13 protein-coding genes are annotated in these 12,675 nt (G+C 43.2%); 5 read left to right on the top strand and 8 right to left on the bottom strand.

The features are described from left to right. Positions 1 to 108: 108 nt before the first annotated feature. From CXF82_RS15665 to CXF82_RS15650, 4 genes are all read left to right on the top strand, one after another. Positions 109 to 3,174, top strand: a complete 3,066-nt coding sequence (locus CXF82_RS15665) for a D-2-hydroxyglutarate dehydrogenase YdiJ (protein WP_102044520.1) — start codon at positions 109 to 111, stop codon at positions 3,172 to 3,174. 126 nt (positions 3,175 to 3,300) lie between these two features. Continuing rightward, positions 3,301 to 3,735 (top strand): DUF1285 domain-containing protein, encoded by a 435-nt coding sequence (locus CXF82_RS15660; protein ID WP_101089715.1) that lies wholly within the window; start codon positions 3,301 to 3,303, stop codon positions 3,733 to 3,735. Between the two features lie 147 nt (positions 3,736 to 3,882). Further along, the gene (locus CXF82_RS15655; RefSeq protein ID WP_101089716.1) at positions 3,883 to 4,302 is read left to right on the top strand and encodes a MarR family winged helix-turn-helix transcriptional regulator; all 420 of its coding nucleotides are present in this window, start codon (positions 3,883 to 3,885) and stop codon (positions 4,300 to 4,302) included. A 98-nt stretch (positions 4,303 to 4,400) separates the two neighbouring features. After that, positions 4,401 to 4,817, top strand: coding sequence for a PliI family lysozyme inhibitor of I-type lysozyme (locus CXF82_RS15650; protein ID WP_101089717.1), 417 nt, complete (start codon positions 4,401 to 4,403; stop codon positions 4,815 to 4,817). Between the two features lie 8 nt (positions 4,818 to 4,825). Here CXF82_RS15650 and CXF82_RS15645 read toward each other — a convergent pair whose 3' ends face one another. Next, a complete protein-coding gene (locus tag CXF82_RS15645; protein WP_101089718.1) occupies positions 4,826 to 5,170 on the bottom strand; it encodes a hypothetical protein in 345 nt (114 codons plus the stop codon). 169 nt (positions 5,171 to 5,339) lie between these two features. Beyond that, complete coding sequence (locus CXF82_RS15640; RefSeq protein WP_101089719.1) at positions 5,340 to 6,371, bottom strand: Leu/Phe/Val dehydrogenase; 1,032 nt, start codon at positions 6,369 to 6,371, stop codon at positions 5,340 to 5,342. A gap of 268 nt (positions 6,372 to 6,639) precedes the next feature. Between CXF82_RS15640 and CXF82_RS15635 the strand changes: the two genes are divergently transcribed. Beyond that, positions 6,640 to 7,077 carry a DUF4826 family protein gene (locus CXF82_RS15635; protein ID WP_101089720.1) on the top strand — a complete coding sequence of 146 codons (438 nt, stop codon included), beginning with the start codon at positions 6,640 to 6,642 and terminating at the stop codon, positions 7,075 to 7,077. Positions 7,078 to 7,341: 264 nt separating this feature from the next. On the opposite strand, the gene CXF82_RS15630 is transcribed toward CXF82_RS15635, so the two are convergent. The 6 genes from CXF82_RS15630 to CXF82_RS15605 form a co-directional block, all read right to left on the bottom strand. After that, positions 7,342 to 8,469 carry a cupin domain-containing protein gene (locus tag CXF82_RS15630; protein ID WP_101089721.1) on the bottom strand — a complete coding sequence of 376 codons (1,128 nt, stop codon included), beginning with the start codon at positions 8,467 to 8,469 and terminating at the stop codon, positions 7,342 to 7,344. Between the two features lie 107 nt (positions 8,470 to 8,576). Then, positions 8,577 to 9,947, bottom strand: a complete 1,371-nt coding sequence (gene purB, locus CXF82_RS15625; protein WP_101089722.1) for an adenylosuccinate lyase — start codon at positions 9,945 to 9,947, stop codon at positions 8,577 to 8,579. A 29-nt stretch (positions 9,948 to 9,976) separates the two neighbouring features. Next, complete coding sequence (gene hflD / locus CXF82_RS15620; protein ID WP_101089723.1) at positions 9,977 to 10,594, bottom strand: high frequency lysogenization protein HflD; 618 nt, start codon at positions 10,592 to 10,594, stop codon at positions 9,977 to 9,979. Between the two features lie 3 nt (positions 10,595 to 10,597). Further along, on the bottom strand, positions 10,598 to 11,713 hold the full coding sequence (mnmA, locus tag CXF82_RS15615) for a tRNA 2-thiouridine(34) synthase MnmA (RefSeq protein ID WP_101089724.1): 1,116 nt from the start codon (positions 11,711 to 11,713) through the stop codon (positions 10,598 to 10,600). Between the two features lie 143 nt (positions 11,714 to 11,856). Then, on the bottom strand, positions 11,857 to 12,309 hold the full coding sequence (locus tag CXF82_RS15610; RefSeq protein ID WP_102044519.1) for an NUDIX hydrolase: 453 nt from the start codon (positions 12,307 to 12,309) through the stop codon (positions 11,857 to 11,859). Next, positions 12,302 to 12,675 (bottom strand): pseudouridine synthase (locus CXF82_RS15605; RefSeq protein ID WP_145991696.1); only part of this gene is annotated, 374 nt, incomplete at its 5' end. The genes CXF82_RS15605 and CXF82_RS15610, both read right to left, overlap by 8 nt.

Raw genomic sequence — 12,675 nt, 5'->3', positions numbered from 1 at the left:
ACTGAAATCGCCTAAAGCGTATAAATTCCCACTGAAGCCTGCATTTTCAAGTAGCTTGGGTATATAATGCTGAGATAAACCTAAGAATAATAATTAACAGAAGCTGCTATGTTACCGAAATTATCTCATCAACAAACGCTTGAACCAATATACCTTTCTTTTTTAACGAGATTAGAAGAGGGAACATTTTCTGGTGATATAGATACTCGCTATAGTGCGCGTCTAGCCCAAGCGACCGATAATTCGGTATATCAATTTTTACCTCAAGCGGTGATATATCCTAAAACGGCTGAGGATGTCCAGCTAGCACTGCAGCTTGCTTATCAAGATGAGTTCTCCAAGGTTGTCTTTAGCGCGAGAGGCGGTGGCACAGGCACCAATGGTCAATCATTAACCCATGGCATTATTGTTGATATGTCACGCTATATGAATCACGTGCTAGAGGTTAATGCGGCTGAAGGCTGGGTAAAAGTGCAGGCGGGTGTGGTTAAAGATGCGCTCAATGATGCATTGCGGCCCCATGGTTTCTTTTTTAGTCCTGACTTATCGACGTCCAATCGTGCGACATTAGGCGGAATGGTCAATACCGACGCCTCGGGCGCCGGTTCACTCGTTTATGGTAAAACCTCAGATCACGTACTCGGGCTAACGAGCATTTTATTTGATGGTAGCGAGCTTCAGACTCAGCCGGTAAGCGAGAGCCAATTAAACGATGTTACATCGATAACCGATAACGTATTAGGGCAGCAGCTAATCACCACGATTGCACAAATGTGTAAAGGTAATCGAGAACAGATTGAGCAGCGTTTTCCTAAGTTAAACCGTTTTTTGACCGGTTATGATCTTAAAAATGTTTGGGATGACACCTTAGAGAACTTCGACCTGTCACGTATTTTGACCGGTTCAGAAGGCACATTGGCAGTGATCACCGAAGCCAAGTTGAATATTACCCCGTTACCGACGTGCCGCATGATGGTTAACATCAAGTATGATTCATTTGTATCTGCGTTGCGTCATGCGCCCGATTTAGTCAAAGCCAATGCCACCGTGGTTGAAACGGTCGATTCCAAAGTGCTCAACCTGGCGAAACAGGATATTATTTGGCACTCGGTGTCTTCCTTAATTACCGACGTTCCAGGTAAAGAGATTGACGGCCTAAACATGGTTGAGTTCGCTGGCGAACAAGCCGATGTTGAAGCAAGATTGGCTAAACTTGAAGCCATGTTAACCTCGCAAATGGCCAATAGCGAAGCTGGGCTTTTGGGTTATCAAGTCATTGCTGACAGAAGCAGTATCGATACTATTTATGCGATGCGTAAGAAAGCGGTCGGTTTATTGGGCGCGGCAAAGGGAACTCGCAAGCCGCTCGCATTTGCAGAAGACACCGCTGTACCGCCAGAAAAGCTGGCTGATTATATTATTGAATTTAGAGCGCTGCTCGATAGCCATCAACTGCAGTATGGCATGTTTGGTCATGTCGATGCTGGTGTGTTGCATGTGCGTCCAGCGCTCGATATGTGCGATGTAGAAGATGAAAAACTGCTAAGAACAATCTCTGATCAAGTGGCAGAACTCACGTTGAAATATGGCGGTTTGATGTGGGGAGAGCATGGTAAAGGTGTTCGCGGTGAATACGGACCAGCGGTTTTCGGTGAGCATTTGTATGGTTTGCTCGAAGAGGTTAAAGGTCTGTTTGATCCGCACAATAAGCTCAATCCAGGCAAGTTAGTTGCGCCGAAAAACAGTGGACCGATGATTTACAATGTCGACAGCGTTAAGCGCGGCAGCTTTGATAGACAAATCCCGATCCAAACCCGAAACGCTTTTCCTGATGTGATGAACTGCAATGGTAATGGCTTGTGCTTTAACTACAGCGCCTATTCGCCAATGTGTCCATCGTTCAAAGTCACAGGTGACCGAGTTCAGTCACCCAAAGGCCGTGCAGGACTCATGCGTGAATGGCTGCGACTGCTTGAAGCTGAAGGCATAGATGTCAACGAGCTGACTCGCTCTAAGCCGTTAGGTTGGCTGCAACGAGCGCAGAATTCATTAAAAAGTGATAAAGAGTATGACTATTCACATGAGGTGATGGAGTCTCTTAAAGGCTGTTTGGCGTGTAAAGCTTGCTCAAGTCAGTGCCCCGTTAAAGTGGACGTACCCAAATTTAGAGCGCAGTTTTTTGATATTTACTACAAGCGTTATCTGCGTCCCGCAAAAGATTACTTAGTCGCAGGCATTGAAGACTCGCTGCCCTTAATGGCTAACGCGCCAAGACTGGTGAATGCGGTATCGCAAAATAGCTTAAGCAAATGGGTCATAAAGAAGTCTCTCGGTTATGTTGATGCACCAGCCTTATCAGTTCCGACGTTAAAGCAACGTTTAGAAGGACACGCTAGCAGAGGCTATGATTTAGCTGCTCTGCAACAAATTCCAGTCTCGCAGCGCAGTGAATACGTATTAGTAGTACAAGACCCTTTTAATAGTTTTTATGAAGCGGGAACTGTGCTGCATTTCATCCAGCTAATTCATAAATTAGGCCTCAAGCCCGTATTACTGCCGTTTAAACCTAATGGTAAGCCTATTCATATTAAGGGCTTCTTAGATAAGTTTGCTCGGACGGCTAAGTCGACTGCTGATTTCTTAAATGAGGTGGCTCAGCTTAATATGCCGATGGTGGGCATCGATCCTGCGTTAGTACTTTGTTATCGAGACGAATATGCAGAAGTACTCGGTGGCGCCAGAGGGGACTTCCATGTCCAACTTGCGAATGAATGGTTATTGGATGTCCTCAAAGCTGAACCTAAGCAGCAGGAAAGTGAGCCTGCCAGTGATGGTTCAGAGCGCAGTAAACCTGAATTCACTTGGTTTAGTCACTGCACAGAATCAACCACCAAGCCCAATACCGCAAATGAGTGGAAAGGGATTTTCGAGCATTTTGGTGCCAAGCTTAATACGGTGAATCTAGGGTGCTGTGGTATGGCAGGAACATATGGCCATGAAGCTGAAAATCTTGAGCGCTCTAAAGCGCTGTACGGTATGTCTTGGGAGCAAACGTTATCGAAGCTGCCGCAGTCTCAAGTATTGGTTTCAGGTTACTCTTGTCGAAGTCAGGTGAAACGTTTTAGCGGTTATAAACCAAAGCATCCGATAGAAGCATTGCTAACGTTACTGTAACGGTACCCATCTTAAAAAAACTAGCTAATGGCTAGTTTTTTTATATTAGGCGAAGTCGGTATCTCTATACCCAAGTGGCTTGGGTATAGAGTAGACTGAATAAAGTGAACAGAAGTAGGGGTGGCTATGACATCAAAGGAATCAAACGTGACCGATGCAATAGCATCTTTGACACCAAGTGTCCCTTTGTGCACTGATACAGCGATTTTCGAGATCACTGATAACGGTGACTGGTTCTATCAGGGAGGGCTGCTACCGCTTAAGTTTAGTAAGCTTTTTGCCAGTATTTTAAATAGAATTGATGATGAGTACTTTCTCATCACGCCAGTGGAAAAGCTAAAAGTCGAGGTGGTCAATCAAGCATTAATCATTGTTGATTATGATGCTGATGGCAAGGGCGGATATGAGCTGGTATCGAGTATTAATACCCGTCACCACATTTCAGCGTTTGAAGGGTTTATTGTGAGTGACGATAAAATAATAACAAGGGTAGAAAGGGGAGTTATTGCACGACTTAATCGAGCCTGTTTTTATCGTTTTATTAATGAGTTTATAGCCTGACAGCCCCTTAAGCTAAATGTGCTATTTCAAGCTAATGATTTATAAGCTGTTTGATTGAATTTTGATAATTAGCTAACCCGAAGGCTAGTTTCTTTTAGCGTAAGTGATAAGATTGAATGAAGCGCTATATAGCAGTGGAGGTGCTGATTGAATCGATTTGAAAGCTTAGGTTACTTGGTCTCTCATCTAAATGTAGACCTACAAAATGCATTAGATCAAAAGCTTAAACGCTATGATCTGGACATAAAACTCTGGCCAGTGCTGTTTTCACTTTGGCAGGAAGAGGGCGTGACACAAACTGAGCTTTCCAAACGTTGTGATGTGGCTAATTACACCATGACCAGATTACTCGATCAGCTGCAACTACAGCAGTTAATCACCCGCCAGCAAGATGTCGACAATCGCCGAGCCTTCAATATCTATTTGACTAATAACGGTAAAGCTTTAGAGCAAGATCTGATTCGTGAAGCTGAGCGAGTGAATGAAACCTTTCTTGATAACCTAAGCCTTGATGAACGTACTATATTTTTAGCTCTGATCAATAAAATCAATCGTTTTACCGATTAATGTTACGGCTAAATATTGTTGATATCCTGATGCGACAATCAATGATTAATAATCACCACCATACTTTCTAAAGGGTACACGTTTAAAATGGAGTTTTTATGAATCGAACGCTGCTAATTATTGCCGTTATTGCCGGTTTAACGTCTTGCTCGGTCAATATCAATAAATCAAAAAAGAAGCAACCGACGATAGAGACGATTGAACAAACTCGCCCTACTGAAGGGTTTATTCAATCGATTACTCTGGCTAATGGTTCTACTTTGGTGGTTGAAGAAGGGCGCCTAGAACCTCGTTCTATTGGCAGTATCAGTGTTAAATTGTATAGAGATCTGTATGTGGGTGACTTTATTGCTGCGGTTAATTTTGTTCGCGACGGAACAATCGTTAAAGCGATACTGATTGAGAATGGCACGGATAGTCAAAAGTTATCGATTACAACCGTGACAGCAGGAAGTGGTAATTATCAAGCAAGTCAGTTAGTTTGCGTCACATCGAACGATATTCAATTATGTTGATATAAAAACTAACTCATTGTAAGCACTAATACTGCGAGTAAGCCAACAGCAAGGATGCCTTGTTGGATCATTAAGCGGCTTCTATACAGCTCTTTTTTGCCCTGTTTTAGGCTCGCCACTAGGTTGTTCTGTTTATAAATACGACAGATAATTTGCTCAGTCATTGGGTCGAGACAGAGATGTAACTTCGCAGGTTTACCATCTTTAAGCATCACATTATGCTCGCTCTGATAGCCAAAGTTTAGTTTTCTCGATACGCGTTTTCCATTCACATATGCTTGTTCTAAACCGCACCAATTACTGGCTTGTAGTTCAATGTTTTCTTGGTTGAGATCATACTTAAAACACACCATTTTACGACCCTCAATTTCCCTAGGGCCTTTAATTCAAGCAGAGGAATATGACCTTTGCCAGTTTGATAAAATGAAAATTTTATGAACAATCGCTATGTATATGGAACTATGCAGATAATAGTCAAAAAAAAACCAAGCAAATGCTTGGTTTTTTTCAAGGTGCTAGGTTTTACTTAGCGGCATTAATGATTTTGCGCGCCATTTCATCAGCAACATCACCGGTGGTACGGTTTTGCTCGTCTGACTGTTTGAAAATAGTCAGTAGCGTGTTGTAGATCTCTTCTACTTTGGCTGTTGCTGCGGTTGCATCATAGTCTTTTTCAAAAGAGACATTGATAATACCGCCTGCATTAATAACGTAATCCGGAGCATAAAGGATATTTTGTTCCTTTAACAACTCACCATGACGAACTTCAGCTAGCTGGTTATTGGCACAACCAGCAACAATAGTCGCCTTTAACATCGGAATAGTGATGTCGTTGATTGTTGCACCGAGTGCACAAGGGGCATAGACATCCACATCTTGATGATAGATATCTTGAGGTGCTACAACGGTGGCACCAAATTCAGTAGCCACTTTGTCTAACGACTCTTGATTGATATCGGTAACGATGAGCTCTGCGCCTGCTTCGTGAAGGTGGCGACACAGGTAGTAACCAACATGTCCGACGCCTTGAACAGATATCTTAAGTCCCTTAAGGCTGTCTATGCCACGCTGATGCTTTACAGCAGCTTTAATGCCCAAGAAAGTACCAAGTGCGGTATATGGCGAAGGATCGCCACTCTTACCTTCTAAACCCGCCATATAAGGGGTTTCTTGATGTGCAATCATAATATCGGTTGTTGATACACCAACATCTTCAGCAGAATAGTACTTTCCACCTAGGGTATCGATACAACGGCCGAAAGCTCTAAAGAGGGCTTCACGATCTTTGATTTTTGGATCGGCAATAATAACTGACTTACCACCGCCCATGGTGAGGCCTGCTAATGCATTTTTATAGGTCATTCCACGAGAAAGACGCAGTACGTCAGTTATCGCTTCATCGTCAGATTCATAGTTCCACATTCTACAGCCACCAACAGCAGGGCCTAAGTTTGTGTTATGAATTGCAATAATGGCTTTGAGGCCGCTTTCTTTATCCTGACAAAAAACTACTTGTTCATGGTCGTCAAAAGAGATGTGATTGAATACTGCCACTTGTTGATCTCCGCTATGAGCATCAATAATGCCGCTACTGCTAGATTACAGTGCGATCTGTTTGTTATATTTATTGCAGAACGATAGCATTTAGCGATACTCTCAACAAAGTAAAGATTAGGATTATTTGTGATCTGTGTGGCAATCCTGCTTTCCACCTTACGTTAACGTAAGGCTATGAGTGTTATTGATGCTAGTTAAGTGTGTAAATTATTAGAGAACTGCTGTTTTTAGGGACTCAAAAGAAAAATAAGAAAGGAAGGAAGAGATGGCTGAACAAGAAGTCGATCAAGCTCAAGACCAAGAAGCATTAAGACAAGAGTGGATCAGAACTCAATTTCAAAAAGCAAACAAGTTTCTCGCTGAAAAAGGGGTTTTGCCAAATAAGGTCCATGCTGATGAAAGCCGCTATTTAGCGCCATTTGTTGCTATTTGGAAAATGGACTCTAAAAAACCCTCTAAGCAGACATTTTGGGTGATGTCCGGTGACCTGCCTTCAGACTACGTTGATGTCAACGTTGCTGCTACTGCTAGAGATGCGGTTCGTCATTTTTCTATGATGTGGCAAATGAAAGCAGAGAATATTCAGCGCTCAAGTTTGGTCAACGATCCTGCGCAAGCTAAGTTTGCAAACTTACTTATCTCACGAGCTGAAGGACTGTATAAAATGCAGGCCGATGATAAGATCTGGGGTCCTGCTGCTTAATCTATTTCCATTAAGTTAGTGATGTAAGCGCCTAAATAAATTATATTATTCAGGCGTTTTATTTTGTGCGACTTTTCTAATTCAATATTTTTAGCACATAGCCCACTTTTGTATATCCAAGACTGCAGTTCACTACTCAATCATGACCATTATCGATAACGGCATTATTGTGTCTTCAAATCGTGTTGTTTAATCTTGGAGTTGCCGGACAAAAAAGACCGCGTTGAAGCGGCCTGTTTAAATAAGAATATTTGTTTTTTGTAATTAGCCTAAGTAAAAGTAGCCACGATTAAGCAGTATCAAAATCAAATCTTGAGTTGCGCTGTTTTGTATCAGCTGTTGAGTTTTCTCAGTATCAAAACTGAAGCTATTAGCTAAAACCGTGACCTCGGCTGTGATGTCTGTTGAATGCACAAAGGCTTCACCGTTAATAAATACTCGAGATATCGTGTCATTTTCTAGCTGCAACAATTTTAAGCCACCAATACGGTATAACTGCGCGCCTTGATCAATATCGTCCATCAGCATCTCGGCTGTGTAAGGGTCCTCAGGCTCACATAAATCCAATTCAAATCGGTTCTGACTCAGCATGTTACCCAACATCATTTGATAACTTTCTGGTGAACTGGCCAGTTCGCTTATCAGTGCCATCATATCTTGCTGGTGGCTGATGCTCACTTGGCTAGCAATGGTCGGTTCAGATGTTGATGTAAAGCGCTTTAGGCCGGTATTGGTATCAATGAGTGCGTCAGCTAATGAACTGAATAGCTCTTGTTGGCTTGGGGCTCTATAGCCTATTGAGTAGCTCATCGCCGTGGTTAAGGTTTGGCCTTGGTGCGGATAACCTGGGGGAATGTAAAGCATGTCGCCTTTTTCCAGAACCACATCAATGATGGGAGTGAACCCTTCAATTAATGGCGTGGTTGGATCATTATTTTTCGGCGCATACTGGCCTTTTTCACCCACAGTCCAGTGACGCTCACCTTCACCTTGGATAATAAACACATCGTAGTTATCAATGTGCGCACCCACGCCGCCGCCAGGCGTTGCAAAAGAGGCCATTAAATCATCGAAGCGCCAGTCTGGAATAAAGCGGAAGGCATCAATAAAGTGAGCAGAATCAGGATGCCAATGATTTAACGCTTGTACCAGCAATTGCCAATGGCTGCTGCCAAACTTATCATAATCTTCAAAAGGTCCTTGGCAGATCTGCCAATCGTTGTCTTTTGTCACTACAACGCGAGAAGAGACTTCTTCCTCACAGGCTAAGCCTGCAAGTTCATCTGGGCTGATGATCTCTTCAAAGTTAGGAAAGGCATTTTTGATAAGTAACGGCTTTTTTTGCCAATAGTCGGTAAGAAAAGCATTGGTGTCTAAGTTAAGACTGTACATGTTTTGGCAGCACTCATAAAAAGGATAAAAATAAAGGCGATAAGCCTAAGCTTACCGCCTTATTTGAACCATTAGTAGTCAGTTAAGCTACCAAGGGTGTTGTTCGTTTACTTAAGCTCATCAACAAAAGTTTCAGCACGGCCAATATAATTGGCGGGTGTCATCTTCTTAAGTTCAATTTTCACTTCATCAGGTAGCTCAAGTCCATCGATAAAGACAGCAAGTTGCTGACCGTCAATGCGCTTACCACGAGTGAGTTCTTTTAGCTTTTCATATGGCTTTTCGATGCCATAACGACGCATCACTGTTTGTACTGGTTCTGCAAGTACTTCCCAGTTGCCATCAAGTTCTTTGCGAAGTTGCTCTTCGTTAACTTGTAGCTTGCTGATCCCTTTCAATGTCGATTGATAAGCGATAAGCGAGTGAGCGATACCCACCCCTAAGTTACGTAAAACAGTAGAGTCAGTTAAGTCACGTTGCCAGCGAGATATCGGGAGCTTAGCCGCTAAGTGTTGCATTAACGCATTTGCAATCCCTAAGTTACCTTCAGAGTTCTCGAAATCAATTGGGTTAACTTTATGCGGCATGGTTGAAGAACCAATTTCACCGGCAATGGTACGCTGCTTAAAGTGACCTAAGGCGATATAGCCCCAAATATCACGATCGAAATCGATAAGAATGGTGTTGAATCGTGCTAACGCGTCAAATAGCTCAGCAATGTAATCGTGTGGCTCAATTTGAGTCGTGTACGGGTTCCAGTTGATGCCAAGACTTGTCACGAAACGTTGTGAAAGGGCATGCCAATCAACTTCTGGGTAAGCAGATATGTGAGCATTGTAGTTACCTACAGCACCATTGAGTTTGCCCATGATTTCAACGTTTGCAACTTGTTTAAGCTGACGTTCAAGACGCACAACAACGTTAGCCATCTCTTTACCTAAGGTAGAAGGCGAAGCTGGTTGACCGTGTGTACGCGACATCAGCGGTACCGTCTTATGCTCTCTTGCTAATGCTTTAATCGCATCAATAATTTTCTGGCAATCGGGCATAACCACCTGATCACGCGCTTCCGTTAGCATTAATGCATGAGAAAGGTTATTGATATCTTCAGACGTACAAGCAAAATGAACAAACTCGTCAATAGCGACAAGTTCAGCATTATCCGCGATACGTTCTTTAATGAAGTATTCAACGGCTTTAACATCGTGGTTAGTGGTGGCTTCAATATCTTTTACGCGCTGGGCATCTGCTTCGCTAAAGTTATCTTTAATCTGATCAAGTAAAGCAAGTGCTGCTTCACTAAAAGGGGGAACTTCTTCAATCTCTGGGCTGCTAGATAGCAGCTTTAGCCAGTTAATTTCGACTTGAACGCGATATTTGGTCAGGCCGAACTCGCTGAAAATCCCTCTTAATGAGGTGGTTTTACTACCATAACGACCGTCTACCGGAGAGATAGCCGTTAGTGCGGAAAGTTCCATTAGAAGCTCCTTGATGAACTTGTCTTAAATTATAGGGTGAGGCTTTTCATAGCTGTATCGACTATTGTTTTTCTTGCGAAGACAAGATGCCTACGCTTGCCTCCTAATTGTCGCCATAACACTGCGCTGCGCATGGCAGACAGTAGCAGGGCGCGAATTTTTTGCTGAGTTTGGGTGCGTTTGAGAAACTCAGGATTACCCGAAATCTGCAGTTTTGGGCCGAGTTCGCTAACTATATCACTGTAAATGCCGGCGAAATTAGCAATAACTTGCTCATCGGTAATGTCGAAGTGTCCAAGTTGGCGGTGTATTTGACTTATCCGCTCAGACAACATTCCCATGGCATTGGCTGAGCGCGTTAGTTTGCGCTCCAGTGCCAGAATACCCACCAGGTAGCGGGTAACTTCAACATCTTTTTGCTTACTGTCACCCAGCTGGGCAACAATCATTTCATAGCCTTTCTTTAACGCTTCTTGGTCAGCGTAAACATCGGCTGTCGATTCAGGGTTAGTCACTAACACTGAATTTAAACTTGCCGCTAGCGCTTCTTTATCGGAGTCGCCATTTCTTGCGATGTATTGTACTTGGGCTACGGCTTGCAATATGCCAGCAAAAGCCATGGTGCGTTCAAACAGCTGGTCGCTCATGGATTAATCTCTTATTAGTACGTCGATTATTCCGCCGCCAAGGCAGATTTCACCATCATAAAACACAGCTGATTGGCCTGGTGTAACTGCGGCGACTGGCTCATTAAAGATAACGCGAATTTGATCTGCACTGTCATAAGTCACAGTACAGGGTACATCCTGTTGGCGATAACGGGTTTTTAGAGTGATTTTGGCGCCATTTTCTGGCCCTTTTCTATCAACCCAGTGCAGTTGATTAGCGATTAAGCCATTAGACATCAAGCGGGGATGGTGACCACCTTGGCCGACAACTAATACATTACGCACTAGATCTTTTTCAACAACATACCAAGGGTCATCATTACTGTTTTTAAGGCCACCAATGCCTAGGCCTTTGCGTTGGCCTAAGGTGTGATACATCAAACCTTGGTGCGTACCAATGACTTCGCCTTCGCTGGTTTCAATATCACCAGGTTGCGCCGGTAAAAAAGTGGCTAAAAAATCAGTAAACTTGCGTTCACCAATAAAGCAGATGCCGGTGCTGTCTTTTTTATCGTGGGTGATGAGTCCCATCTCTTTGGCTATCTCACGGACTTCGCTTTTGTCTAACTCACCCACAGGGAATAGTGAACGTGCAACTTGCTCGTGGCTGAGAGTATATAAGAAGTAACTTTGATCTTTATTGCCATCAACACCGCGCAGCATTTGGGGGATACCATCAATGTCACGGCGGCGCACGTAGTGGCCCATTGCAATGTAGTCTGCATCGAGTATTTCATCTGCAAACTCAAGAAAAGCTTTAAACTTAATCTCTTTATTACACATGATATCTGGATTAGGCGTACGACCCGCTTTGTATTCTGCAAGGAAATACTCAAACACGTTGTCCCAGTATTCTGAGGCAAAGTTGACGGTATGTAATTTAATACCTAGCTTGTCACAGACAGCCTGTGCATCTTTTAGATCATCAGCCGCCGCACAATATTCATCCGTGTCATCTTCTTCCCAGTTCTTCATGAACAGGCCTTCGACTTGATAGCCTTGCTTCATTAGTAAGTAAGCAGAAACAGAGGAGTCAACACCACCGGACATGCCGACGATGACTTTTTTACCTAGATGAGTGGGTTCGATTGATGTCATAAATCCTAAAAACCTTTGTGTTTAACGAGTGTCGCAGCCATATATTAGCTAAATATATGGGTAAAAAATCTAATTACAAGGGAGCCTAACATCAGCCGCTTTCTGCGGGGGCATATTCTACCATGCATTGGGAGACTGAGCTATCAAAGCAATTGATCATTTAGTATTTCGAGAGGATAGCGCTTATTGTTTTGATAATCTTCAATGCATTTAAGCACTAGCGGGCTTCGTAGCTTAGATTTAAGCGCGACTATTTCAGTAAATGTAAGCCATTTAGTGGTCTGTATGGCAGGATCTAAAGGCGTAGAAATCAAGCATTTTTTAAGCGTTAAATAAAAGGTATAACGCACAAATGCAAGTTGCTCAGTTGCGGTATATTGATATATTGCCACGAGTCCCTCGGGTTCGATATCGAGCCCTGTTTCCTCTTGAACTTCGCGAATACACGCAGCGACAATCGATTCATTTGCCTCAAGGTGGCCAGCTGGCTGATTATATCTAATTTCACCATCAATCAGCTCTTCAACCAATAAGTAACGATCGTTAGAGACAATGACGCAGGCTACCGTGGTGTTTGGTTTATACCGTTCAGACACTTTTAGACCTCATATCCAATTGGCGGTATTGGCCATTGGGTAGATCATCTAGACTCCATTGGCCTATTTTATAGCGGATTAATCTTAAGGTAGGAAAACCGATATTAGCGGTCATTCTTCTCACCTGACGATTTCTGCCCTCACAAATTTCAATGGTTAACCACGTCGTTGGAATGTTGGCACGCTCGCGTATCGCGGGCGTGCGCGGCCATATTGTTGGGTTTTCCATGATATTAATTTTTGCTGGTAAGGTTAGACCGTCTTTAAGTTCGACCCCTTGGCGGAGTTTATCGAGATCGACTTCGGTGGGGGCGCCTTCGACTTGAACCCAATATGTTTTAAAGGTTTTCTTTTTAGGTTCAGTAA

It is taken from the genome of Shewanella sp. GutDb-MelDb (genome assembly GCF_002836075.1).
In the GTDB taxonomy this organism is placed as follows: Bacteria; Pseudomonadota; Gammaproteobacteria; order Enterobacterales; family Shewanellaceae; genus Shewanella.
Note: the sequence above shows the minus strand (reverse complement) of the source record. Positions and strands in the feature narration are given on the sequence as shown.